Raw genomic sequence first — 25,866 nt, 5'->3', positions numbered from 1 at the left:
CAGAGACCCGGTACACGGGATCCACGGAGCAACTGGGGCAGAGGAAGAGACAAAAATCTCGCCGTAAAGCGGATGGGGAAACCCCACCCGCCTGCGCGGTGGGGTAGTTCATAACGACTGTAAACACAATTCACCAATACAGTGCAGCGCTTCCCACCGATTAAGCTAAGTCGTCGTAGGGGAGCTTGCTAAGAATAAGGTGAGCTTGCCTTGCCATGGGTTTAGCCGGGGCCGGGATCCCAGCTTACCTGCTCAAGAACCCACCGGCAGCACCCCCGTTTTCACCTGGAAGGTGCGCGCCTGCCCATCGCGGATGACCCGCAGCGTCAGCTTCTTACCCACCCCTGCGGCTTCCACCAACTGCTGTACCTGCTCGGCGTCGCGAATGGCCTGGCCGTCGATCTCGACAATGACATCCCCTTCCTGCAGGCCAATTTGCTCAGCGGGAGATCCGGGAATCACCTGCCCGATCAACACCCCTTCTTGCACTGTCAGGGGGGTGGGGCGGGCGGGGTCGCGGTTGAGGCGCGCTACCAAATCGGGATCGAGGGTAATCATGCGAATGCCCAGGAAGGCGTGGTCCACCCGACCATCGCGGATCAGTCGCTCGGCAATTTCCATGGCGCGGTTGATGGGAATGGCGAAGCCCACCCCTTGGGCCCGCTGGAAAATAGCTGTATTCACTCCAATAACCCGACCTTCTGCATCCAGCAGTGGGCCGCCCGAGTTGCCGGGGTTGATGGCCGCATCCGTTTGCAGGAACGTCACCCGCTTGTTGGCGGCCCCAATTTGGCCAGAGGAGCGCCCGACGGCGCTGATGATCCCCGCCGTTACGGTGTTGTCCAGGCCCAGCGGGTTGCCGATGGCGATGGCCCAATCTCCTGGCCGCACCCGGTCGGAGTTGCCCAAGGTAACGGTGGGCAGATTTTCGCCCTCGATCTGGATCACGGCGATGTCGGTCACCGGATCGGAGCCTTTGACTTGCCCTTCAAAGGTGCGCCCATCCAGCAGATGAACCCTAACCCGCTCGCTACCCTCCACCACGTGGGCGTTGGTAAGGATGAGGCCGTTGGCGTCGATGATGAATCCGGATCCGGTGCCTTCCTGCTGAAACTCCTGCGGCAGTTGCGGGATTTGTCCCCCAAAGAAGCGGCGGAACAGGGGCTGGTTAAACAGCTCGGGATCGATGGGGCTGGCTACGGTGCGGGTGGCGTCGATGCGCACCACCGCTGGGCCGACCTTTTGGGCAACAGCGGCAATAAAGTTGGAGGGATGTACGGCATCGGCAGGAGAAGCAGAACCTTCGGCTGCGGGACGGGACACCGACGAGGGCAGAAGGGATCTCATTTCTTCGTGGACCTGCCGCGTCCAGATGGCAAGAGGAGTTTGCTGCAACCATTCCTGCCCCCTTGGCGAGGACAACCAAACCCCGTAGGCAACGCCGCCGCCAAACAAAGTCATTGCCAAAAGTGTTTGCCGTAGAAGCCGCGCCATGATCCCTCCCAAAGCTAAGCCGTATTGCCGAGAAAACAAATGCGAAGATGGAAAGAACCTGCGCCAAATCTGCCAACTGACGCCAGCCCAGTCCAACCTTACGTCTATTCTACCCACCCTCACCCATTCCTCTAGATTGGTGAGAGCTTTGGGCTCAACTTAGCAAATCTGGTGGGCAACGGCAGTGCTCAAAGACCCAATGACAATCGTCCATTCGAGTAAGCTCCCTTCTTTTTTGCCCCAGGGGCGAGATCCGTGGCAGCGCCACCGCGCCTGGATGCAGTTGGCCCTGCAAGAAGCCGAGCGGGCGGGAGAAGCTGGGGAGGTGCCGGTGGCTGCCCTAGTGGTGGGGCCGGGGGAAGAGTTGTTGGCCCTGAGCGGCAACCGGCGGGAACGGGATCGGGATCCCACGGCCCACGCAGAGATTTTGGCCCTACGGCAGGCAGGGCAGCGCCTGGGCAACTGGCAGTTGCAAGGCTGTCGGCTATATGTCACCCTCGAGCCCTGCCCCATGTGTGCGGGGGCGATCAGCCAAGCGCGGCTGGCCCAGGTGATCTACGGTGCCGACGATCCCAAGGCCGGCGCGCTGCGCAGCGTGCTCAATGTGCCCGCTTCTGCCGCCAGCTTCCATTGCCCAGAGGTCATCGGTGGGGTTTGCGAGGCCGAGTGTCGTCGCCTGTTGCAGCAGTGGTTTAGCCGCCGGCGGGGGATCCCCCTGGCAACCTAATGGGGAACTTGGGCGACAAAAAGGTCGGCTTGAAGTCGTGCATCCGCGAGAGGTTTTTGATACTGTCATATCGGCTAAGGCCTCCGGCCCGCTAACGCGAGCGGCTGGCCGGGATCCCCTAGGACAGGCAGCGGCTTGAGTTTCGGGTGGGTTTTGAGATCTGCCTCCTCAGGCCTTGCTTTGTAGATCTTCTGGTGGATCCCTTCCTCCCCCATCGGTGGGCATGGAATCCGCTGCTCATAGGTGGTCTCTACCCAGAGGAGTGACGTGTGAGTGTAGCCCTCTTTTCCTCTCCGGTTGTGTCTCCGCTGCCCTCGGCTTGGCTGAGGGGGATCGGCCTTCTGGTCTGGGCCTGGCTCTGCTTGGCCTTCCCGGTGCAGGCGCGGGTGCTGCTGCGGGTGGGGATTGCCATCAACAAGCCGCAGGTCAGGCTTGGCAGCTCTGCCCCGGCCCGCCTGTTGGATGCCCAGGGACGGCCACTGGCCGAAGTTCCGGCCATGCAGCCGCTGCAGGCCAGCCGGATAGGCTCGGCGGTCAGTTTGGCTGGCCAACAGGGAGAACGCCTTTACCTACAGCCCACCACCCCCGATGGGCTGGTGTTCATCGACCAGAACTGGTACCGCGGCTGGGTGGAGCTGATCCCCGGCGAGAGTGGGGTGATCGCCATCAACCAAGTTGGCTTGGAGGACTACGTTTCCAGCGTGGTGGGCAGCGAGATGGGGCACCGTTTCCCGATGGAGGCCCTCAAAGCCCAAGCCGTGGCCTCCCGCACCTATGCCCTCTACCACCGCAGTCGTCGCTCCCAGCAGCCTTTCGACTTGGGAAATGGCGTCGATTGGCAGGTTTACAAAGGGGTGGCTGCCGAATCCAACCGCACCCAAGCGGCAGCCCGCGAGACGGCTGGCCAGGTGCTTATCCACCAGGGGCAGTTGATCAACGCGGTTTTCCACTCCTCCAGCGGCGGCCACACGGATGATGCCGGCAATGTTTGGCTAGAGTCGCGGCCCTACTTGCAAGGGGTGCCGGATTTCGACCAGCAGTCACCCGTGTTTAGCTGGACGGCTACCATTTCTGCCCAACAGCTCCAGCAGTTGGCTGACGGGATCGGGGCGATTCGCTCCGTCGAGATCCTGCGCCGATCCCCTTGGGGACGGGCCATCACCCTGCGCCTGCTGGGATCCCAAGGCAGCAAAGACGTCAGCGGCAGCGAATTCCGGCGGGCCCTGGGGTTGCGCAGCACGATGATCGCCATCAGCCCCCGCGGGGAGACGGCCACTACAGCCAGCCTGACCCCTATTGCAGCAGCCTCACCGGCTTTCTTCGAGATCCAAGGGCGCGGCTACGGGCACGGGGTGGGCATGAGCCAGTGGGGAGCTGCCGCCCTGGCCAGCCAAAACTACTCCTACCAACAGATCCTCAGCCACTACTACCGCAACACCCGCCTGGCCGTGGTGGAGGGACGCTAGAGCTCAACTTCGGGAAAAGACCCAGAAAATAACCGATTGGTAGCAAAAGTAGCTGTAGTTTTTGAGGGTTTGTGGGTAGCAACATTTTGATTGCTCTGGAGAGGTTTCCTGAGAGTTCGGTGGGGTTCTGCAGATCTTGTCAACTCTGATGCCACACCATCTCTTGAGTGCGGCGGAATCGAAAGCTGGTCCGCTGGTGGTCGCTGTCTTCGAGGGCTCCACGCCACTGTGGCAAGATCGAGGAAAGCCCCGCAAAAGCTGAGTTGCGTCTCCCAAAGATTTTGTAGAAATCTTGAATTCTCTTTTGCGGATCCTCAGGATCGACTCAATAATAATTGAGATACGTTTACGGGGATCGACCTCTACCTCTTCTTTTTCGAGCCCATAGCTTTAACCTCAGGTATCTGCCCTATGTCTCTTGCCACCTTAGCCCCCGCTTTTCCTGAACGTTGCCCGGCGCTGCCGCAGGCGCTTACCCCTTTGTGCGAGATTGCCCGCAACTATTGGTGGACTTGGAACCCCGATCATCTCACCATTTTTCGGGAAATGGATCCCACCCTGTGGGAAAAAACCTCCCATAACCCGGTGCGCATGCTAGAGGAGGTTTCTTACTTACGCTTGGCGGCCTTGGCTACTGACGTCAACTACCTCAACACGCTCAATCGCATGGTGCAGGCCTATCGCAAGTACATGGCGGCCGAGGATACCTGGGCCAGACGCACCATGAAAACCTACGACTGGCAGCGCCCTATTGCCTACTTCTGCGCTGAGTATGGCCTACACGAGTCTTTGCCCACCTACTCCGGAGGCCTGGGCATGTTGGCCGCCGATCACCTCAAGTCCGCCTCCGATCTGGGGGTGCCGCTGGTGGGTGTGGGACTGCTCTACCGCCAAGGCTACTTCCAGCAGCGCCTGGACAACAGCGGCTGGCAAGGGGAGCTCTACGAAGATTCTCAGTTCGAATCGCTGCCCCTGACGCTGGTGCGGCAGCCGGACGGCAGCCCTCTGTTGGTGGAAGTGGTAATGCGGCAGCGGCTGGTGAAGGCACACGCCTGGCGGGTGGATGTGGGCCGGGTGCCCCTCTTCCTGCTGGATACCAACCTGCCGGAGAATGATCCCATCGACCGCTGGATTACTGCCCATCTCTACGGCGGCAGCACCGATACGCGCATTGCCCAGGAGTGTATCCTCGGCATCGGGGGGGTGCGCCTGCTGCGCCAGTTGGGCCTGGATCCCATGGTCTATCACATGAACGAGGGGCATGCCGCCTTCTTGACCCTGGAGCTGCTGCGAGAGGAGGTGGCGCGGGGCACGCCCTTTGAGGCAGCAGAGGCCAAGGTGCGGGAGAAATGTGTGTTCACCACTCACACGCCGGTGCCGGCTGGCCACGATGCTTTCAGCCCCAACGAGATGGATGCCTTCTTTGCCTCTTTCTGGCCACAACTGGGCTTGACGCGGGAGCAGTTTTTGGCTCTGGGAGCGCGGCGCGGCGGGGATCCCTGGGAGCCCTTCAACATGACGGTGCTGGCCTTGCGCTATGCGCGGGCAGCCAATGGGGTGAGCAAGTTACATGGGCGCGTCTCTCGCCAGATGTGGCATGTGCTCTACCCCGAGCGCTCGGTGGATGAGGTGCCCATCGGCTCCATTACCAACGGGGTTCACGCCCGCACCTGGGTTGCCCCCCTCTTCTGGAACCTCTACGACCAATACCTGGGTCCCGACTGGCCGGAGCGGGTATCGGATCCGGAGCTGTGGGCCAAGGTGGAAGAAATTCCCGATGAGGAGCTGTGGCGGCGCAAGGAAGCCCTGCGCGAGCGGTTGGTGTCTTTTACCCGTCATCGGGTGTTGCGGGCGCGGCGCAACCGCGGCGAAAGCAACGAGCGCATTCAGGCTGTCAACCAGTTGTTGGATCCCAAGATCTTGACGATTGGGTTTGCCCGGCGCTTTAGCACCTACAAGCGGGGAGATCTAATCCTGCGAAATTTGCAGCGCGTCACTCGCATCTTCACTAACAAAGAGTACCCCGTGCAAATTATCTTTGCCGGCAAGGCGCACCCGCGGGACGAAGAAGGCAAGCGCCTGATCCAACGGGTGGTGGAATGGTCGAATCGACCTGAGGTGGCTCACCGGGTTGCCTTTATTGAGAATTACGATGCCTACGTCAGCCGCAATTTGATCCAAGGAGTGGATCTGTGGCTCAACACCCCGCGGCGTCCTCTGGAGGCCTCCGGCACCTCCGGGCAAAAAGTGGGCTTCAACGGGGGGCTTAACCTATCTGTTTTGGATGGCTGGTGGCCCGAAGGCTACAACGGCCGCAATGGCTGGGCCATCGGCCAAGAGATCGAAGGCCTGGACCCAGCCACCCAAGACGATCTGGACGCCAACTCCCTCTACGATGTATTGGAATACGAGATTATCCCCATGTTCTACGACCGGGATGAAAAAGGGATCCCGCGCCGCTGGATTGCCCGCATGAAAGAAGCAATCCGCACCCTCAACCCGGTTTTCAACACCGACCGCATGGTGGCTGAGTACGTGTTGAAAATCTACGAGCCTCAGCCCCTGGAAGCAGAGGTGAGCCGGACTTTCTCAGGTTCGGCTGTGGTCAGCTAGGATCCCCCAGCCCCTCTCCCAGAGGAATGGCCCTCACCCCCAGCCCCTCTCCCAGAGGGAGAGGGGAGATGGCTATCATCATGCAAAAAGTGAGATCCCTGCCCTCCTCAAGGGGAAAGGCAGGGATCCCAGGTCTAGGCGCTGGCGTTGAGGGTTACCGGGAAGGTCAGCGGCTCCGGCTCCTCCTCAGGCGGCAGCATCACCACCTCTGAGCTATCGATGATTGCCTGCAGCTCTTCTCCATCGATGGTTTCGGCCTCCACCAAGCGGCGGGCGATGCGATCCAAGAGGGCGCGGTTTTCCCGGATCAGGTAGGTGGCCCGCTGGTAGGCCTCATTCACCAGCCGCCGCACCTCTTCGTCGATGAGGGCCGCCGTCTCCTCAGAGAAATCCCGCTCGGCAGCAATCTCACGGCCTAGGAAGATGTTGCCATATTGGCGGCCCAGGGCCACGTTGCCTAGGCGGTCACTCATGCCAAAGCGGGTGACCATGTTGCGGGCAATGCGGGCCACCTGCTGTAGGTCGCTGGCTGCCCCCGTGGTCACCTCCGCCTCGCCATAGACGACCTCCTCCGCCACCCGGCCCCCCAGGGCAACAGTCATCATGTTTTTCAAGTGGGCACGGGTGGTCAGGCCCATGTCGTCATCGCTAGGCATAAACCAGGTGAGGCCGCCTGCCTGGCCACGGGGAATGATGGTGACCTTTTGAATGGGATCGTAGTTGGGCAAGAGGGATCCCACCAGGGCGTGTCCTGCCTCGTGGTAGGCCACCAGCTCCTTGCGCCGCTCGCTCATGAGGCGATCTTTCTTCTCTGGGCCAGCCAGCACCCGATCCACGGCGTCGTTGATCTCGTCCATCGAGATCTCCGTGAGGTTGCGGCGGGCCGCCAGGATGGCCGCTTCGTTGAGCAGGTTGGCCAGGTCTGCGCCGGTAAACCCAGGGGTGCGGCGGGCCAATTTCTCCAGATCCACATCGGCGGCCAGGGTTTTGCCGCGGGCATGCACTTTGAGGATCTCCAGGCGGCCCTGGAAGTCAGGGCGATCCACCGTTACTTGGCGGTCAAAGCGACCGGGCCGCAGCAGCGCCGCGTCCAACACATCGGGGCGGTTGGTGGCGGCGATAACGATGATGCCGGAGTTGCCCTCAAAGCCGTCCATCTCGGTCAGCAACTGGTTCAGGGTTTGCTCCCGCTCGTCGTTGCCACCTCCCAAGCCGGCTCCCCGCTGCCGACCCACGGCATCGATTTCGTCGATGAAGACAATACAAGGGGCATTTTGCTTGGCCTGCTCGAACAGATCCCGCACCCGCGAGGCCCCTACCCCAACAAACATCTCCACAAACTCGGAACCGGAAATGGAGAAGAAGGGCACACCCGCCTCTCCGGCCACAGCACGGGCTAACAGGGTTTTACCCGTACCTGGGGGGCCAACCAGCAACACCCCGCGCGGGATCCTAGCGCCTAGAGCGTTGTACCGCTCAGGGTTTTTCAAAAAGTCCACTACCTCCGCCAGCTCCAGCTTGGCCTGGTCAACGCCGGCCACATCGTTGAAGGTAACCTGAGTTTTTGGCTCCATCTGCACCCGCGCCCTCGACTTGCCGAAGTTGAGCGCTTGGCTGCCAGGGCCGTTCTGGGCTCGGCGCAGCAGGAAAAACAGGCCAAGCAGCAGCAGGACGGGCAAGAGGAAGGTGCTGAGGATGCGCCCAAGCAGACCCTCCTCCTGAACCGGGCGCACCGCCAGCTCCACCCCTTGGGAAAGCAAGGTGTTCTCAAAATCGGGGGTGAGGGGAGGCAGGTTGACCTGCACTTGGGTGGCGCGGTTGTTGATCTCCGCCTCGGCAATGGCGATTTGGCGGCCATCGGGGGCAATCTCGACCAAGACTTTGCTGACCTCGCCCCGTTCCACGCGGCTCATTAGGTCGGAGTAGCTAATCTCCAGACGCTCAGCCGGACGGGTGCCGAAGAAGGTTGTGGCCAGCGAGATCAAGACAATGGCCAGCAACGCATACAACCCGGCACTTCTCCATTTTTTGTTTTTACCTTTCTGACTCACGGAAGCATTTCCTCCCAAAGGGTGCTTTTTATCGAACTCACAGATGGCATCTGGGGTCGAGTGGATTCCTGCAACGATAGACTATTAATTAATATTAACCCGGCTAAGAGGCCGGGGAGAATAGTCGAAGATCCGTAGGATCGCGCACTTTTGTCAACGGGCTTGCGGCTAGGATCGGGGACGAAAGGGCGGCATTTCCCCTCTTTCCTTGGTTTTCTAGGGAATCCCCATGTTGACTCAACTGCGCCAACTGAGCCTGGCTGCCGACGGACGCTACCTCAGAGATGAAGAGATGCAGTTCATGGAGACCTACCTGGCCTCCTTTGAGCTGCGCCTGGGCGCCTATCGCAAAATCCAGGAGGCGGAGGCCGAGATCATCCGCGAGGTGGAGGCAAAGCTGCGGGCCTTGGATCCCTACTTGCTCATGCGGGGAGTAGAAGACTTCAGCAACAAATGGAAGGCTGACACGGTGCGGGTTTTGCGTCTCTCAGCTTTGGCCATGCTCCTAGACGATGAGCAGCGCTACAAGGAGCGATTTCTCTACTGGTTTCAGACCTTGATGCGGGCCTTCCGCACCCAGCGCAGTTGTGAGGCCACCTACCGCTTCTTGCAAGAGGTGATAGCCAAGTACCTCACCCCCGCGGAGTTTGCTTTGATCCAGCCGATCCTGGAAACCAACCGTACCCTGCTGGGTCTCACCTAGGCTGCAGTCTCGGAGGAGGGGCTCGACTCGATCACCTCCAGCTCGTCGGCCTGCAGATGGGCGCGGAACTTATTCCCAAACTGCACCTGAAAGGGAAAATTAGCGCTGATCGGGCGACCGTTCCAGTCTTGGATCACAGCCGTCACTTCTCCCTCCATCCCTTTGAGGTCAAAAGGTTGATTGCGATGCTCCGGGTGGTGATAGACGATCACGCTGGTACGCACCCGCACTCGATCTCCGACTTTCATCACACACCATTACACGGCGCTGTTAGGAGCCGTGCCCTCCAACCGTTGAACGTCAAAAATTAGCAATCCCCCAAGTTGGCATTTTGCCATAGCTGCTTGCCAGTAGCGACCTCATGCAAACTCCTTCGAGTGGTTGCCCTCCGGCGTTCCTTGCGAAGCTTGGCCAGGCTGGTCTCGCGCCCAGCTTGCAGTTGCGAGGCTGGCATTGCTACTCCTGCCAATTGCTGACCAAGAGCCCCAAGCCCGCTGACGCGATCAGTCGGGGTACTTAGCCTCGTAAACTACCCGACTCCGACCGCTCAGCGGTACGGAGCGGGCTTAAGCGCTACGCGCCGCTGACGCGAACGGTAGCCCTGCAGTTGGCAAGCCAACCACGGACCCCCCTCGTTCCCCCCGTATACGGGGGGATGTAAGGGGGGCCGGGGGCCGGTTTACAGCGACCCCCAAAAGGGCAATCCCGTTAGCACCGTTCAAATCTGCATCCCCTTCCCAACCACAGGCCGGGTTGACACAACGAAAATGCTTCCCTTCCCGTTGCCCAAGCCAGAAGCACTGGTGGCAGGTCTGCGAGCTGTAGGCAGGCAGCACCACCACAACCTGGATCCCTGCTCTGGCGGCCTTGTAGTGCACAAACTGCCGCAACGGGTAGAACGCCCCTCGCGCTAGCGGGCCGTAGGCCTCACTGTTCGCCCGCCGCCGCTCTCTCTTGCTGCGCCGCTGTTGGTTGACTCGTTCACGGATCCCGGTCAGGTCTTCCAAGGCAATAAAACTGTGGGTGGCCAGTGCCCTGGAAGCAATGGACTTGGAGATGCAGTGGTTCACCCAAGCTTGAAAGCGCCTCTCCCGACCAGACAGCCGTTGCAGCAGCTCCCGACACCTGCGCCGAGTGCTGCGTGGGCCCTTACCGGCCTTGCGTTGCAGAGCCGCTCTCAAGCGGGAGTAGTGGTCTCTGACCCAGTTCAACTGCTGTCCATTCCAGTGGTCTCCCTCAGAGGTATGGGCAATATCTCTCCTACCCAAGTCCACCCCAACCGCCTTAGCAGTGTCTCGTGGCTCCGGTGGGTCGTGCTCCACGCCAATCTGGATGTAGTAAGAACCATCTTTGCGTTTGATGAGCGTGGCCGATTTGGGATTAGTGCCTGCCAACACGCCCCGCTGGTAGTTGCCCATTGCCAACTCAAAGCGTTCCCGCCCCTCAACGGTGGTCAGCGACACCGTCCAGTCTTTTTCCCGGAAAGAGAAGATGCGGGCATCGTAGGTAACAAATCCGCCCTTGAACGCTTTAACTGAACGGTTTTTCTGTTGGGCAATCTTACGTGCAGCGGCCAACCTTCTTCTGCACACCTGTTGTGCCAGGTTGCTGGATAGTCCAAAGCGGGTACGAATTTCGCGGTAGCAGAGCGATTGGAGCTTGACGGCGTTGACTATCTTCTCTGGCGTGCTTTGGTTGACCCAGTAAGGCCTCCGGCCCGCTGGCGCGAGCAAGGCTCGCGCAAAAGCATCAAGTGTCGCCTCCAGCTTGGCGGCTTGCGACACAGACACCTTGAGCTTGCAGGAGATAGTCAGGACTTGGGCCATGTCACAGTTATCCGTCGTCCGCATTCCTCCCGCCCCTGACCGGCCCCCCTCCGGGGGTACAGGGCGCGGCTCCTGCGGTTTCTAGCTGAAAAGGCAGCCCACCCCAGGAGCCTGCTGGAAACACTCTAGCTCAGCCCCTAATGAAGCCTGCAGAATGTAGAGAACTATGTAGAAATTGATACAGTGGTTTGCATTTCTCCGGGATCCCCTCGCCCCACGGAGCCGGGCCGGATTCTAGGAGCATTGCCCCCACCCAAGCCTACTGACTTCAGCCGAAGGATCCCTCTGGGGAACCCGGGATCGGTGGGGCTCGTCAGTGTATTCCCGGACACGTTTTTGGGAGACTTTGACGAGGAAAAACGGATGATCGATTGGTTGACCGGTGCTTTGATTGCATTGTTGCCGCCTGTTCCAGGGGAAGGGGAACACATGGTGGTGAGCCACTATGGCCAATTGCCTCCTGGCCAGAGCTGGAATCGACTCAAGGATGGCAGCGTCTTTCGACCTGAGCAGGACTTTGTTGCCGCCCATCGCACTTTGCCCATTGGCACGCGCTTGTTGTTGACCAATCCCGAGGATCCCAGGCGCAGAGTGGTGGTGGATGTTCTGGATCGGGGCCCCTTTGTTCGCGGTCGAGATCTGGACATTTCGACGGCTGCCGCTCGTGAGCTAGGCATTTATGAGCAGGGAGTGGCGAAAGTAGAGGTGCGTCTGTTGCCTCCCCAGGAAGTTCCTCTCTCCGGCCTTTTGATGAGCCTAAGGTAGAAATTGCTGGGCAAAAATAACTACTAGAGTCGGCTCCCGATGGGGAGAATCTGCCCAGGATAAACGACTCCCGACACTCATCTTCGTTGAGTAAACACAACTCATCAAATAGAGTACGGGCTTCACGCTTCACAGACTTGTTTGTACAGAGGTCTCAGCGTGCTGCCACCGTGCGACCCACGGCGAGAAACTCTCCAAAGATTTAACTTGTTCGCCTCAATTGCAGCACGAACGGCTTTCATCGCGACACTGATTGGCTCTTGAGCCAACACAATTCACCAATACAGTGCGGGGCTTCCCGCCGATTAAGCTAAATGCCTGAAGATTTGCTGGGCTGGTTTTCTGCTTCTTGTCTGCGGCGATCGCCAATGCCACAGTCGCCGCAGCATTCGGGTCGCTTGAAGTCGTCCCAATGGATGCAGGCCCGGCAGCCCTTCAGCATTTCCGGCCAGCGCTCTCGAATCAATAGTTGTCGCAGCCTCACTTCTCGCGATTCGGGAAAGGGGTGTCGCAATCCATCCATGGCCCTGGGATCCGCAGCTCTCTGTCTCTGGTATAAGAGCAAATGGAAGTCTGCAATCTAGAAATATCGGCATAGCTTAAGGTTTGCGCTTTGCCCATCTCTAGAGAGCTTGGGCTAGCTCAATTTTCTTGAGCCCATTACTTTTCGAAGGAATTTGCAAAAAATGTAAACGATTTCTTATGAGATTTAGCTGGATTTTTCCCCGCTTAACACAAAGGTGGGATCCAAAGGCAGCAACAGTTGGGTGCGACCGCGGTGTTCCAGGCGGTTCACGGCCGATTGGATCACCTCCACATGATGAGCTCGCACGGCAGCCAGCCCGGTAGAGAGGCCGTAGAGCCCCTCCAGAGAGTTGGTGGTTGCCACAATCCTGCCGTTGGGCTTGAGATGGTTCCAGGAGGCCTCCAGGATCTCCCGTAGGGGATGGCCGCCTTCGATACAGATGCGATCGGGGGGCGGAGAGAGCTGGTGCAAGCAAGCGGGGGCAGTGCCCTGGATTACCTGCACGTTGTTGAGGCCGAATTTCTCGCAGTTGCTCTCGATCAGGCTGACCACCTCTGCATCTCGCTCAATGGCGATCACCTGAGCTTTGGGGCAGAGAATGGCCGCTTCGATGGCGATGGTGCCTGTCCCGGCGCCGATATCCCACAGGCAGTGGTCTTCCCCCAAGCGCAACTGGCTTAGCACCAGCACGCGCACCTCGCGGGGGCTCATCGGGATCCCCGGGATCCGCTCAAAGGCAGAGTCCGGGATCCCTGGGGTGCGGTAGGGCCAAGAGAAGGGGGTTGCCATCGCCAAAGACCGCTGCCGCGAAAATGGCCATCTTCCTCAGCATAAGGCGAAGGCCCAACCGACTGGCTATGCTCTTTATGTCCTCCTGCGGGGAGAGGGGATCCCCGCTCTAGGCCAACCTAGGGCAGAAGTCCCCGTGAGGGCCGCACAAAGCTCCAAAGCTGATGATCGGACTCGAACCGATGACCTGCTCATTACGAGTGAGCTGCTCTACCGACTGAGCTACATCAGCAATTTTGGATACCCCCACATCCCTTTGTTCGGCCAGTTCAGCAGCGCAAACTGGGAACGGGGGACGGGAAAGCCGACTTGGATTCGTGTTAAGGCCTATCTATCCTAGCGCATCCTTGCCTTGCTCGGGATCCCCAGGGCCACAATCCCAAAGAGAGACCCAAGGTCAGCCAGGCCAGCCAGTCGCCTGTGCGCGTGTAGAAGGTGACCTGAGATTGCCGCCTGACCTCTCCGCTGACCACCCCGCGCTGAAAAATCGGGCCCACCCGTTGCATTCGACCGGAGGGATCCACCACTAGATTGCCGCCGGTGTTGTTGACAAAGACCACGCTGCGCCGGTTTTCAACCGCCCGGAAAACCGAGAGCCGCCCGTGGAGCAGTGGCCAGTGGCTGTTGCCAAACCAGCTATCGTCCGAGATGACAATCAAGGACTCAGCTCCCGCGCGGGTCAGAGCTCGGCTGGGGGCAGGCAGAACGCTCTCCAGGCAGATCATCACCCCCAAAGGCCCAAACAGCTCTCCTCCCGCCAGCGGCCGATAGCCATCGGGGGAGGGCACGTAGCGCCCTGACTCAAAGTAGGGGAAGATCCACTGCTTGCCAAACCAATCCAGCACTTGGCCCCGGGCGTCAAAGAGGAGGGCGGTGTTGAAAAACCGTTGCTCCTCCTCCGGCAGGTGAGCTGTGCGGGGATCCGGCTCCGTGGCTCCCGTAATCAAGGCCCCTTCCGGGGGGAGGATGGCTTGCATCAGCTCGATCACATAGGGTTGCAGGGGGGTGTTCAGTAATCGGGCCCGCAGGGCTCCTTCCGGCCAGATCACCAACTGCGCCCCCTCGGCCACCGCCTGGGCCGAAAGCTGATGCAGCTCCCGGTAGCGCTCGCTGCGGTAGTCCCAACTGCGATCCGCCTCCAGCCAGGCCACCTGCTGCACCGCCCCCACGCGAAAGCTGGGAGCCCCTTCCGCCGCCAAAGCATCAAAGTAGGCCAGCCGTAGGCTGCCGTAGGCCAAGACTAGCCCCCCCAGACCTAGGCTGCAGGCCAGCGTGCGCCGGATAGCGGGGTTCTTGGCCCCAGCGCCAAGTGCTCCCCTTAAGGATCCCTCCGCCCTCCACTGGCGGCGGAGCTGCTCGGCCAGCTGCCAAACCACGCCGTTGACGAACACAGCAAAAAAGGTCACTCCCCAGATCCCAGTGAGATCGGCAATTTGGATCCCGAGGGGCCAGTCAAAGAGCAGGGATCCCCAGTGGAAGGGAATCGGCCAGCGGAGCAGACCCAGCAGCCCATCCAGCCCTGTCCAGACCGTGGCCACCCCTAGGGGACGGGCCCAGGGGGGAAGTGGTTGGCTCAACTGCAAACTTAAGACTGTGGCCGTTGTGAAAAACAGAGGGATCAGGGGGGCCACCACTGCTCCCCCTAGGATCTCCCAGGCGCTGAGCACTTGAAGGGAGAAGGGATCCACCCAGAAGGCGTACAGGCACACCCAAAACCACAGGCCATAGGCCAAACGCCAGCGCCCCCACCCCTGTCGTTGTTCGCAAAGGTGAAACAGGGGCGCTAGGCCCAGCAGTGCCCCTGGGAACCAGTGCAACCAGCGGTTGGGGGATCCCAGGCACAGCAGCAAAACGGCTAACCCCGCCAACCCTCGGGATCCTGGGTTTTGGCGAACCGGTGGGAGCAAATCCAGGTGTTGAGGCAGGGAGGGCAGCTCTAGGGCCATTGGCAATGCAGGAGAATCCCTTGGGTACTGGGGACAGCAGCAGGAGCCGACCTTGCTCGCCTCCCCTCATCTTCCCAGACCCTGCTGAAGCTTGCAAACTGTCCCAGCAGCCCTACTGCGGATACCACCGCTGTTGCCAGGCCCGCATTTGCTCAATCTCTACCTGCTGGGTGGTAACAATGGCTGTTGCCAGTTGCCGGATCTCAGGGCGCTTGGATTTTTCCAGAGCCTCTTGGGCCATAGCTAGCGCCCCCTCGTGGTGCTGAATCATAGCTTTCAGAAAGCGCAGGTCAAACTTGGGGTCAGCGGATCCCAGGTCGGTATCCATGCGCATGGCGGCAGCCATCTCCGGCGTCATGGTCATCTGGTGGCCCATCTCCTCATGCCACATCACGGGCTCCTGGGGAGCTTGCGGGTACCAACTCAGCCGCCAGCCTTGCATCTGCTTGATTTCTTGGCTTTGCGCTGCCACAATGGCCCTGGCCAACTGAAGAATTTCCCGCCGCCGGGATTTTTGCAGAGCCTCTGCGGCCATGCTCACCGCTCCCTCGTGGTGGAGGATCATCGCATCCAGAAACCGCAGATCGAAGGATTCGTCGGCAGGGCCTAGGCTAATCCGATGAGCTCTATCGATTGAGAGCTCTCCCTTGTTCTCATGAGCAGTTGCCTCTGGCTCCAGCTCCCTGCCAACCCAGAGAGTGTCCAGGACAAGCCCACCAGCCAGGATGAGAGCCCAGACAGTTAGGCGCATCACCGCTTCCTCCGAGGACAACAGGTCAATATCCTACGCCCTCCAGTCCCCTCTAGAGTCAAGCCCTTTGGCGACCCTGCCAGCCAGAGTGGGATCCCTTAGCTTGGTGCCCCCATCTGGGCACCCCTGGCGTCGCCAGTTCAGGAAGTGGGGTTGGGTGTCAACAACTGCTCCCCTTGCAACATGCGAGCGGCAGCGCTGAACAACTCTTCCTCCAAGTAGGGCTTGGTGAAGTAGGCAGTGGCTCCCAGCTCCCGGGCTGTCTGCCGGTGCCGTTCTGCCCCCCTTGAGGTAAGCATAGCTACCGGAATATGCTTGAGGTTGCTGTCTGCCCGTATGCGGGAGAGCAACTCCAGGCCGTCCATGCGCGGCATCTCGATGTCGCAGAAGATGAGATCGCAGCGCAAGCCACCGCGAAGCTTTTCCCAGGCGTCCTGTCCATCGCGGGCTTGCTCCACCCGGTAGCCCACCTTTTGGAAGGACATGGAGAGCAGCTCCCGCACCGCAATCGAGTCATCCACAATGAGCACCGTGGTTTGATGGGTTTCCTCGGCACGTGGCTCCGCAGCGCGACGCTCTGCCCAGAGGCGGCTGAGATCGCGACGGCGGCCTTGGGCCATATCCACCAGTTCAAGGACATCAGCAATGGGCAGCACGCGACCATTGCCCAGCACCGTTGCCCCAGAAATGCCAGGTGGTTTGGGCACAGGCCCGCGCAATTGCTTGATCACGATTTCCTGCTCTTCCACAAAGCTGTCCACCTGCAGGGCAAGGTACTGGCCGGCACTTTGGAGGACAACAATGGGGATGATGCCCTCATCCTGGGCAACGCTGTAGACCTCGGAGCGGCTGCGGCTGTGGCTGCGGCTGTAGGACAACAGATTCGAGAGGGGTTGGAAGGGAAGGCGTTGATCCCGCCAGGGAATGGAGGGCCGCCCCTGTTCATCCGGCTGCACCTCATCGACGGGAACATCCAGCATTTCCTCCACACCGTCGAGAGGAAAGGCGATCAGGGCTTTGTCGCTGACACACACCATCGCCTTGGAAATGCTTAAGGTAAGCGGCAGGCGGATGGTAAAAGTGGTGCCTTTGCCGCGCACGGAATCCACTTGGATGCTGCCGCGCAGATCGGTGATGTTGCGGCGCACCACATCCAAGCCAACCCCCCGCCCGGCCAGGTCGTCCACCTCGCTGGCCTCACGGCTGCTAAAGCCGGGGTGGAAGAGGACGTTGAATACTTCGTCTTCGGTTGCCTGCTCTGACAGCAGCCCCAGCCTTTGCGCCTTGGCCTTGATTTTCTCCACCGGGATGCCGGCGCCATCGTCGGCGACAACGATGATTGTCTGGTTGCCTTGGTAGAAGGCCCTGACGGTGATCTTGCCTTCAGGGGGCTTGCCCAAGCGGCGCCGCTCCTCAGGGGGCTCGATCCCGTGCACCAGGGCGTTGTTCACCAGGTGGGTCATCGGGTCGGAAAGCTCTTCCAGGATGGCTTTGTCGATGAGGGTGTCGCGGCCTTCCACCACCAGGCTGGCCTGTTTGCCCGTTTTGATGGAGAGATCACGGACGGCGCGGGGCAGGCGGTCGGCAATTTGCGCGAAGGGCACCATGCGCGCCCGGTTCAGGCCTTCTTGCAGTTGGGTGGTGACCTGGCGGAATTGGCGGGTGATCTGCTCTGCCTCATCCACCGCAAACTCGATGTCGGAGGAAGACTCGCGTACCCGCACGATGAGCTCAATGATCTCCTGGGCCAGAGTGTGGAAGGTCGTAAACTGATCCATCTCCAACTTGTCGAACTCTTGGCCTATGGAGTGCCCCACCCGCCCCCGAGTAGATTCCTCGCCGTTCCGGCCGAACCCCACCGTTGCCGCGCTGCTGCGGCTGGAGAACAGCGCCGCTTCCAGCAACGAGCGGTCGTACTGATCCCGCATGCGCTGGCCCAGCTCCCCTAGCTGTTGCACCCGGCCCAATAGGCCATCCAGAAACTGGCGCAGGCGAGTTTGGTTTTGCTCCATGCTGTTGCGGATGACCACCAGCTCTCCCACCAAGTTGTTGATGGAGTCAAGGTGGCGCACCTCCACCCGCATCACAGGGTTGCTGAGAGCAGATCGCCGTGGGGTCGGTGGGGTTGGGGTAGCCGGTGCCGTGGGGGCGGCTGTTGCCGGAGCGGGAGTTGCCGGGGCAGTGGCAACAGCGGGCGGAGAAGGCGCCGGCGCTGCTGCAGAGGCCTGGGGGGCAACCTCGAGATCGCCTAGGAGGGATTCCAGTTGGGCTGCGAAATCATCGGCGACCTCGCTGCTCACGGCTGCAGGGGATCCCACAATAGGAGCGATGACCTCTTCCAGCTCAGGCGGCACCGCTGGTTCGGCGGCATCGAAGAGGGCAGCCAAATCGTCCAAACTTGGGGCAGGAGAGGCTTCCGGCGCTTCTTCCTCCAAGGGCCGCATCTCATCTGGGGAAACGGTCGCGCTCTGGGCAGCCAAGAATTCATCCTCTGTGAACAGGCTTTCCAGTTGGCTGGCCAGATCGTCCTCTGCCGGCTGAGAATCCCTGTCCTGCTCTGGGGCAGCCACAAGCGGCTCGGGCAGGGACACTTCAGCCAGACTGCTTGCCTGGAAAGCTTCTGTGTTGCTTAGGGAGACGGCGGCGTCGGGGAGTAGGTCTTCTTGGGTGCTCGCCGCTTCAGCAAGGAACTGGCTCAGCTCCTCCAGATCCACCTGGCCGTCGCCATCGCTATCCAGAGCCGAAAGGGATCCCCCAATCGCCGCACCTAGCCCTTCGGTATCAGGCTCCTCGGCAAAGAGAGCCTCGAGGCGGTCGAAGGACTCCGCGGGCTGCCCCTCCGGATAGAGAGCTCCTTCCTGAACCGGGAAGAGGTTCTCCAAAAGAGCCCAGTCCTGGGCTTCTGCCGCATCCCCAGTGCCCGGGGCGTCCTCCAGTGTCTCCCCGGCGAAGAGATCGGCTAGGCCCAGCTTCGCCCCCAGGTCTGGGGTTTCCGCTGCCGTCGGCTCATCGGAAGGGGCCAAGACGCTCTCCGGCGCAGCGGCAAATCCCTCCAAAGCAGGCGAAGATTCCTCAGCGAAGAGGTTTTCAAGCTGCTCAACTGCGGCCACGCCAAAGTCGGCGATGCCAAAAGAGAGTTCAGGAGCCGCCTCGAAAGATGTGGAAGGTTCGCTGGCTTCTTCTAGGCTCGACCAGGCCTGATCCGCTGCCGAGACAAGGCCCTCCAGGCTGCCTTCAGCAGCAGAGTCCAAAAATGTCAGGGATCCCGTCTCATCGGGAACAGAAAAGTCCTCAGGCCAGAGGTCGGCAGAGAACTCGGCCCGCAAGTCTGCTGCCGCCTCCCCATCCCCAGGGATCGGCTGGAGGGACGAAGACAACTCCTCTACCCAGAGATCTGCCTCCGGCCCACTGTCGGGAGCAGCCCCAAGGTCAGGCAACTGGGACAGCTCCTGCAGAGGAGAACTCTCTACTGCAAGCTCCTCGAGCTCGAACAAGGCCTCCACTCCGGCACTTGCAGCTTCGTCTGCAGCCGGGGCTTCCTCGAGGCTTGCCGCAGCAACTTGGGCCGCCAGAGGGACATCCCAGACGGCCTGACTTGTTTCCTCGGCCCCTCTCAGCTCGGTAGGCTCGACAGAGGCCAGCTCTGCTGCTGCTTCGTCCACTACTGCGGCAAACAGCTCCGCCAAATCCGTTTCCCCTCTCCCCTCTTCTGGGCTCAGCTCCTCGAACACCTGCGAGAAAGGCTCAGGGGAAGGAGGGATCAGCTCCGGCGGTGGCTCCTCAATATCGGATAGCTGCTCTGCGTTGGCAAACAGCTCGTCAAAGGCGGAGGAGGCTTCTGCTTCCAGACTTAAAGGAGTCGCTTCGAAGTCGCTTGAGCCAAAGCCTAGCCTGTCCTGCGACCCGTGGAGTACTGCTGCAGCTTCTTCCGGCGCGGCGACGCCCTCTTGGGCAAGGTCGGCGGCTGCTTGCCAGTCTTCCTCGGTCAAAGTCTCGGTGGACATCTCCGACCAGCTCAGCCCTGGGCTCTCCTCGCCTGCCAGGACACCGTCCATCTCCCAAGGGGACGGCGGCTGCCCGACCAGCAGATCCCAGGCCGCCTCCACGCTCTCCGACCCCTCCGCTTGCAGGGTTGCTTCGACGGGGGTCGCCTCTTCTGATCCAGGTTGCTGGCTCCCCTCGGCTGCAGAGGATTCTTCTGCCGGGATCCCAGCAGCCGCCCAGTCCGCTGGGGCAGCCGTGCTCGCGGGTTCACGGAAGAGTGGCTCTGGCTCTCCAACAGGGCCCAGGTCGAAGGAGGTGGGGATCCCTGGCTCCTCAAGGGCCGGCGGCACAGGGCGGAAGGCCAACAACTCAGAGGAGGGCTGGATGGTATGCGCTGCTCCGCTGGCCAGAGCCTGGTGAGCCTGTTTCAAATCTCGCAGAACCGGCAGAGCCAGTTGCCGCAAATCCTGGGCGGGATCCGCCAAGATCTCGCCAATTAGGCGGGCTAGGGCTGTCCAGCCACCCAGATCCACAGACTCAGCCTCTCCCACCTCCTGGAGCGATTGAACCAAGCTTTGCAAAGCGGGCCGCGTAGCTGGGTCATCGGGACGTTTGAACAGCTCCAGCATCTGGCGCAACAGGGCTGGGATCCGCTGATGAACCACCACCTCCAAAGGATCTGGGGGTGCAGCGGGAGCCACAGGGTGAGCCAGTTGCTGCAATTCCGCCGAAGCCGCCACCTCTTCGGCTCTCCCCGCCAAGACAAGTTGCTGCCCTTGCTTCAAATCCCGCAAGGCAACCAACGCCAACGTTCGCAGATCGGCGTCGGGGTTGCCCAGGGCTTGCTCGAAGGTTTCGGTTAACTGTTGCCAGCCCACCAGATGATGCACTTGCCCGATCTGCTTGAGAACAGCATTGGCCGCCAGCAACTGCTCGCGAACGCCCGGCTGATCCCCGCGCTTGAACAGCTCCAACATCTGCCGCAACTGCTGCGGCACCACTTCCGCCATCTCTTGTTGTAGAGTGCGGGCTGCTGGTGGCGGGGGGGCAGCCGGAGCAGGTCTAGAGACAGGGCCAGCGCCGAGAAGGCTCTGAATGTAGTTTTCAGTCTCCTGAAAAACTGGCTCCAGTTCCGCCAGCGTCGAGTTGCTGAACTCCTGGGTGAGACCGCGAGGGCTTTGCAGCTCGTCCAAAAGCGCCGTCAGCCCATCAAAAACTCGCAGCAGCAGCGTCTCCAAGTGCTGATCCACCGGCACTTCGCCCAGGCGAGAGCGAAACACGTTGAAGAAATCCTCTAGGCGGTGGGCAGTCTGCTGAATGCTGGTGAGGCCCAGCATGGCTGCTCCGCCTTTGATGGAGTGGGCAGCTCGGAACAACTCGTTGATCAGCTCAGGATCGCTCACGCTGTCCCGCAGGCTGAGGAGCCCCTGCTCGATCGTGGCCAAGTGGTCGCGGGCTTCTTCGATGAAGTAACTGAGGATCCGCTTTTGTGCTTCTTCATTCATGGCAGGAGGTTCCTCCTACAGCCCACAGGTACTCATATCAGTAGTAACAGATCGGACAGGGGAAGCTTTCCTATGCCCGAATTCTGCTTTGCGACAGAGGGATCCTGATGTCCCTGAAGCGCGGCAGCTTCCCATCGGGATCCTTGTCCCTAGGATGCCCGCGAACCGAGCAAATTTGCTCATTCATCCCCCACCCGGAAGCGACCGACAGAAGCTTGCAGCTCGCGAGCGATGCTCACCAACTGTTGCAGCGAGCTGGCTACCTTCTGCGCCTCCTCGGACGTCTCGTTGGCTGTCAGCGCCACTGACTGCATGAGATGGGCTACAGCGCGGGAGGTCTCTGTTTGTTGCACAGTAGCCTGAGAAATCGCCCGCACCAATCCGTCGATCTGGTGGCTGATCTCGATGATCTCATCCAGACTGTTTTTGGCCTGCTCGGCCCGCCTTGTTCCCTCTATAACCACCTGCGTCCCCTCCTCCATGGCTGTCATGACGTTGCTGGTTTCCGACTGGATCTGCAGCACAATCTGCTCAATCTCTTTTGAAGCCTTGGCGGCCCGGTCGGCCAGTTGTCGCACCTCATCCGCCACGATAGCAAAGCCTCGTCCCGCCTCGCCGGCCCGAGCGGCCTCAATACTGGCGTTGAGGGCAAGCAAGTTGGTGCGCGAAGCAATTTGTGAGATCAAAGCCACAATCTTGGAGATCTCCTGCGAGGATTCCGCCAAGCGTTTCACCTTGCGGGTTGTCTCTGCTGCCATTTCCCGAATTTCCAGGATGCTGGCCACCGTGCGATCCACCGCTTCTCCACCCCGGGCAGCCGCTTCTGTGGCCTGGGCAGTGACATTCGCTGCCTCGCGGGCGTTGTTGGCCACCTCTTGAATTGATTCCGTCATCTCCTGAATGGAGTTGAGGGAGTTGGAAATTTCCTCCGCCTGGCGCAAGGCGTCGGCAGAGAGGCTGCGGGCAAAGTCCTCATTCTGCAAAGCAGCGTCGTTGACAGCAGCGGCGGCCCGCTTCACTTGGATCACGATGTCCCGCAAGCTGCGGATGGTCAGGTTGAAAGAGTCAGCAACAGCGCCGAGGACATCGGCAGTGACCTCCGCCCGCACCGTCAAGTCTCCACGGGCTGCCCCCTCCACATCATCCAGGAGGCGAATTACCTGCCGTTGCAAGTCTTCCTTGGCTTGTCCTTGCTCGGCGGCCCGCTGGCTTAGATCGGCAAAATGGGCCTCAAGGGCGGCGGCCATTTGGTTAAAGCTGTTGGCCAAGCGACCCAACTCGTCATCCCCTCTCGCCTCTGCCCTTACGGAGTAATTCCCCTGGGCCAAGGCAGCGAAGTGACTGGACAACTCTTGGACGGTGGAGCGAATGTGTTTGGCACTGCTAGCTGCAAGTACAGCCCCAACTCCTGCGCCGACAACTCCCCCTCCAATGACCCCCCCAATCCAGCGAGCTCCCCCATTGGCCGGGATCCCAAGGCCGATGACCAAGCCAGCAGCCAAACTCACAGCTCCTTGGATCAGCGCCAGCGTCAACTGATTGGCCGTCAGTCGGCTAGGCAGTTCCTGCCCGGGTATGCTAGGGAGAGGAACAGTGAGCGTAGGCAAGCTTGGTACCGTTTTACCCGTCTCTCCTGTCTTGCCCTCCTCGGGATAAAAGGCCGCCGGCTCGCTGCCATCCATGCCGGCCAGTTCGCGATCCAGACGGTCCAGCTCATCGAGCTCGAAAGGGGCGGAGGCAACGCTGGTCGTGTCTTCTTCGGGGGCAGGGATCGGCTCACTCATGGGGGCAGCCAATTCTGTTGGCAAGCTCTCCTCTAGGGATCCCACCTCCTCTTCCGCAAAAGTGGGTAGGGAGAAGCCTATCTCCTCGGGAAAGTCCGCATCGCTAGCCAACTGCGTGATAAAATCGCTGCCTGAATCTTGGAGGTGCTGCTGGTCGAATTCGTTGAGGAAGGCAAAATCGTCATCGACTGCCGGGCCTGTCTGAGGCTGCTCCCTGCCTGCTTGCAAGTCGATCCCGCCTGGAACCCTCAGTGGCGTTACCTGAGGGTTAGCGGGCAGCGGGTGAGAGAAGGCAAACGGATCCGCCGGCTCCAATTCTAGCCTTGTCTCAAAAGGAGCCGCAAAGCTTTCTTCCTCGCCAAAAGTCATCTCATCAGCGGCAAAGCCGTCGCTTCCCATCGAGAAGGGATCCCGAGCAAAGGGGTCGGCCTCTTGTTCCCTCATCGCCTCAAACTCAAACTGGGGAAAGGGAGCCGCCTCCTGCGCTTGAGGTGGGAACTCCCCTTGAGGTTGGAGGTTGCCTTCCTGCACCGGAGAGGGGACGTCCGCCAGCTCCGGCGCCATCTGCAACAGCTCCTCCAGGCCCCTGCGGGCCGACTCCAGCTCCTCAGGATCGCTGGCCGTCTTGAGGATGGTATCGTAGGTATGGCGGGCTTCCAGCAACTGCCCCGCTTGCTTCTGGGCCGAAGCCAGCAGCAACTTGACAGCAGTATCCTGCGGCTGAGCAGCGGCTACCTGGTTGAACAACCGCACTGCCTCGACGTAGTCTCCCTGCCAAAAGGCGACCATCGCCTCGGTAAAGTCTCTCTGATTGTTCGCGCTCGAAACCATGGACCCTCCTTTCCCTGCTTGGCTACCTCTGTTGCTGCTTCAACCCAAATGCCCAGAACTCACCCAACACCAACCCGCCCAAACCCTTTAGAGTTGTTGGGCTACAGATGGGTTACCTCTCCCAACTGGCTGCCCTGCTCCCAACAAAGAATGGGCTCTTGCCCTCCTTCCGTAAAACATTGGGGTAGCACAGCCATGCTCCCCGGCTGGCCTGGTGCAAATCTCTAGGGAACAAGATCGGCTCCATTCTTTCCATTGTGAATGGCTTTGGAAATTGACTACGATAGAAACTATACATTTCCGCATTTCTGCCGAACTGGCGGCTAGCCATTCCTCACCCCCAACGGTCGGATCTCAGGATGGCCGACTGATCCAGCAGCGGCAAGCGGGCTCCCGTCGCAGGCACCACCCATTCCCCTCGCAAGAAAGGAGCTATCGACTTAGGAGCCACGAGGACAGGCCGCACCGACTCAGTCTTCAGCCACTCCATGCCCACAATTAAATCCACAGCCAGGCCCATCAGCAAATCCTGTTGATCCATTACGGCCACCACAGGGAGCTCGGCGCGGTCGAGGTTGAGGGGCGGGCTGATCCCCAAAAACTGGCCCAGATCCGCAACCCAGATGATTTCGCCCCTCAAGTTCAGAGTGCCCAGCAGAACTGGGGCGACATTCGGCATGGGGGTAATTTTCTCGGGGCCGATGCTCATCACCTCCACAACCGATACCGCGGGCAACGCAAATTCCTCCCCAGTAGCAACCTTGAATTTTAGGAAAAGCTCTCCCTCAGGAGCCTCTATTTCCTGCAATTCTTGGGTCTCATCCCCCATCAATAAGTCCAGATCCCCCAGCATGACGCTCCCCCGTATTGATGGTCTGTGGAGAGGTGGCCACCGCTCCCTTGCCCAGGGCCTAGAGCCCTTTTGGGCTCTGCCGGAAAGCATAGAGGCAGGATGGGCGGTTCCTAGCCTCTCAGTAATTGCTTAATCGTACCCACCAGTTCCTGCGGCTGAAAAGGTTTGGCAATATAGGCATCTGCTCCCTGGCGGAGCCCCCAGTAGCGGTCGAACTCTTCCCCTTTGGAAGAACACATGACAATCGGGGTTTTTTGGGTGAGCGGGTCGGCTTTGAGGAGACGGCACACCTCGTAGCCATTCATACGCGGCATGACAATGTCAAGCACAATCAGGTCGGGTTTGTTTTGCTTCACCGCCTCTATGGCTTCCACCCCATCTCCCACCGTCATCACCTCGAAGCCGTTTTCCTGCAGCAACTTGCTGATCATCTCCCGCTGAGATTGGCTGTCTTCCACCACCAAGACGCGACTCATTTTTGTCTGGTCTCCTTGATCTCCCGCAACTGCTGTTTGATGGTAGCTAGTAGCTCTTGAGGCTTGAAAGGTTTGGTTACATAGGCATCGGCTTGATTGCGCTTAGCCCACTCGATATCAAAGGCTTGATCTTTGGTGGAACACACGACAATGCGGATGTGCTTGGTGCTTTCATCTCCCTTCACTTCCCGGCACACTTCGTAGCCATTCATGCGAGGCATGACGATGTCCAGCACCACCACGTCGGGCTTCTGCTGACGAATGATGTCCATCGCCTCTACACCGTCCATCGCGGTGGAGACTTCCAACCCGTTTTCGGAGAGCAGGTTGGCAATAGTCTCTAGGTAGGTACGGTTGTCATCCACCACCAGCACTTTGCTCATGGTCATCTCGCTCCTGTTGTGTTTTGCGGGTCTGGTCAACTCTAGCGGCTGCGTAAACTACCCGACTCCGACCGCTAAGCGGTACCGAGCGGGCTTAAGCGCTACGCGCCGCTGACGCGAAGGGTAGCCCTGCAGTTGGCAAGCCAACCCCGGACTTCCAGGCCGGTTTACAGCGGCCCCCAAAAAGGGCAATCCCGTTAGCACCGTTGAGATCTGCATCCCCTTCCCAGCCACAGGCCGGGTTGACACAACGAAAACGCTTCCCTTCCCGTTGCCCAAGCCACAAACACCGGTGACAAGTTTGCGAAGGGTAGGCAGGCGATACTAACACCACCTTCACCCCCGCTCTTGCTGCCTTGTCCTCCAGAAACTGTCTCCACTGGGAGAACGCCC

General features: G+C 60.2%; 18 protein-coding genes, 1 tRNA gene and 1 pseudogene. 5 read left to right on the top strand and 15 right to left on the bottom strand.

From position 1 onward, the window contains the following. Positions 1-252: 252 nt before the first annotated feature. Entirely contained in the window at positions 253-1,494 is a 1,242-nt protein-coding gene (locus NW863_RS05155) for an HhoA/HhoB/HtrA family serine endopeptidase (RefSeq protein WP_414364949.1), read from the bottom strand. A gap of 199 nt (positions 1,495-1,693) precedes the next feature. Between NW863_RS05155 and NW863_RS05150 the strand changes: the two genes are divergently transcribed. From NW863_RS05150 to glgP, 3 genes are all read left to right on the top strand, one after another. Continuing rightward, on the top strand, positions 1,694-2,221 hold the full coding sequence (locus NW863_RS05150; protein WP_414364947.1) for a nucleoside deaminase: 528 nt from the start codon (positions 1,694-1,696) through the stop codon (positions 2,219-2,221). A gap of 269 nt (positions 2,222-2,490) precedes the next feature. Next, positions 2,491-3,687: a SpoIID/LytB domain-containing protein gene (locus NW863_RS05145; protein WP_414364946.1), complete on the top strand. Its 1,197-nt coding sequence runs from the start codon at positions 2,491-2,493 to the stop codon at positions 3,685-3,687. 411 nt (positions 3,688-4,098) lie between these two features. After that, a complete protein-coding gene (glgP, locus tag NW863_RS05140; protein WP_414364945.1) occupies positions 4,099-6,300 on the top strand; it encodes an alpha-glucan family phosphorylase in 2,202 nt (733 codons plus the stop codon). Between the two features lie 134 nt (positions 6,301-6,434). Here the strand turns inward: glgP and ftsH are convergent, their stop codons facing one another. Continuing rightward, on the bottom strand, positions 6,435-8,351 hold the full coding sequence (gene ftsH / locus NW863_RS05135) for an ATP-dependent zinc metalloprotease FtsH (RefSeq protein WP_414364944.1): 1,917 nt from the start codon (positions 8,349-8,351) through the stop codon (positions 6,435-6,437). 229 nt (positions 8,352-8,580) lie between these two features. On the opposite strand from ftsH, the gene NW863_RS05130 reads away from it, so the two are divergent. After that, positions 8,581-9,054 carry a phycobilisome protein gene (locus tag NW863_RS05130; RefSeq protein WP_414364942.1) on the top strand — a complete coding sequence of 158 codons (474 nt, stop codon included), beginning with the start codon at positions 8,581-8,583 and terminating at the stop codon, positions 9,052-9,054. Here NW863_RS05130 and NW863_RS05125 read toward each other — a convergent pair. Both NW863_RS05125 and NW863_RS05120 read right to left on the bottom strand, forming a co-directional pair. Continuing rightward, on the bottom strand, positions 9,051-9,302 hold the full coding sequence (locus NW863_RS05125) for a ferredoxin-thioredoxin reductase variable chain (protein WP_414364941.1): 252 nt from the start codon (positions 9,300-9,302) through the stop codon (positions 9,051-9,053). The genes NW863_RS05130 and NW863_RS05125 overlap by 4 nt on opposite strands. Positions 9,303-9,620: 318 nt before the next feature. Continuing rightward, positions 9,621-10,880, bottom strand: a complete 1,260-nt coding sequence (locus NW863_RS05120) for an RNA-guided endonuclease InsQ/TnpB family protein (RefSeq protein ID WP_414364953.1) — start codon at positions 10,878-10,880, stop codon at positions 9,621-9,623. Between the two features lie 363 nt (positions 10,881-11,243). On the opposite strand from NW863_RS05120, the gene NW863_RS05115 reads away from it, so the two are divergent. Further along, entirely contained in the window at positions 11,244-11,645 is a 402-nt protein-coding gene (locus NW863_RS05115) for a septal ring lytic transglycosylase RlpA family protein (protein ID WP_414364939.1), read from the top strand. A gap of 310 nt (positions 11,646-11,955) precedes the next feature. On the opposite strand, the gene NW863_RS05110 is transcribed toward NW863_RS05115, so the two are convergent. The 11 genes and pseudogenes from NW863_RS05110 to NW863_RS05060 form a co-directional block, all read right to left on the bottom strand. Next, positions 11,956-12,168, bottom strand: a complete 213-nt coding sequence (locus tag NW863_RS05110) for a hypothetical protein (protein WP_414364937.1) — start codon at positions 12,166-12,168, stop codon at positions 11,956-11,958. A 186-nt stretch (positions 12,169-12,354) separates the two neighbouring features. Beyond that, positions 12,355-12,960: a precorrin-6Y C5,15-methyltransferase subunit CbiT gene (gene cbiT, locus NW863_RS05105; protein ID WP_414364935.1), complete on the bottom strand. Its 606-nt coding sequence runs from the start codon at positions 12,958-12,960 to the stop codon at positions 12,355-12,357. A 159-nt stretch (positions 12,961-13,119) separates the two neighbouring features. Continuing rightward, positions 13,120-13,192 (bottom strand) — tRNA-Thr (locus NW863_RS05100). A gap of 88 nt (positions 13,193-13,280) precedes the next feature. Further along, on the bottom strand, positions 13,281-14,906 hold the full coding sequence (locus NW863_RS05095) for an apolipoprotein N-acyltransferase (protein ID WP_414364933.1): 1,626 nt from the start codon (positions 14,904-14,906) through the stop codon (positions 13,281-13,283). A 112-nt stretch (positions 14,907-15,018) separates the two neighbouring features. Beyond that, positions 15,019-15,678, bottom strand: coding sequence for a DUF305 domain-containing protein (locus tag NW863_RS05090; protein WP_414364932.1), 660 nt, complete (start codon positions 15,676-15,678; stop codon positions 15,019-15,021). 119 nt (positions 15,679-15,797) lie between these two features. Beyond that, complete coding sequence (locus NW863_RS05085) at positions 15,798-21,146, bottom strand: response regulator (protein WP_414364930.1); 5,349 nt, start codon at positions 21,144-21,146, stop codon at positions 15,798-15,800. A gap of 179 nt (positions 21,147-21,325) precedes the next feature. Continuing rightward, entirely contained in the window at positions 21,326-23,761 is a 2,436-nt protein-coding gene (locus NW863_RS05080; RefSeq protein ID WP_414364929.1) for a methyl-accepting chemotaxis protein, read from the bottom strand. 334 nt (positions 23,762-24,095) lie between these two features. Beyond that, positions 24,096-24,614, bottom strand: a complete 519-nt coding sequence (locus tag NW863_RS05075) for a CheW domain-containing protein (RefSeq protein WP_414364927.1) — start codon at positions 24,612-24,614, stop codon at positions 24,096-24,098. A 110-nt stretch (positions 24,615-24,724) separates the two neighbouring features. Beyond that, on the bottom strand, positions 24,725-25,090 hold the full coding sequence (locus tag NW863_RS05070; protein ID WP_414364926.1) for a response regulator transcription factor: 366 nt from the start codon (positions 25,088-25,090) through the stop codon (positions 24,725-24,727). After that, the gene (locus NW863_RS05065; RefSeq protein WP_414364951.1) at positions 25,087-25,473 is read right to left on the bottom strand and encodes a response regulator; all 387 of its coding nucleotides are present in this window, start codon (positions 25,471-25,473) and stop codon (positions 25,087-25,089) included. The genes NW863_RS05070 and NW863_RS05065 overlap by 4 nt, the downstream gene beginning before the upstream one ends. Positions 25,474-25,530: 57 nt before the next feature. Beyond that, positions 25,531-25,866 (bottom strand): annotated as a pseudogene (locus NW863_RS05060) (zinc ribbon domain-containing protein); the annotation flags it as partial.

The sequence above is a fragment of the Synechococcus sp. B60.1 genome (assembly GCF_047462555.1).
Taxonomy (GTDB): domain Bacteria; phylum Cyanobacteriota; class Cyanobacteriia; order Thermostichales; family Thermostichaceae; genus Thermostichus.
This window is presented reverse-complemented; position numbering and strand designations above follow the sequence as displayed.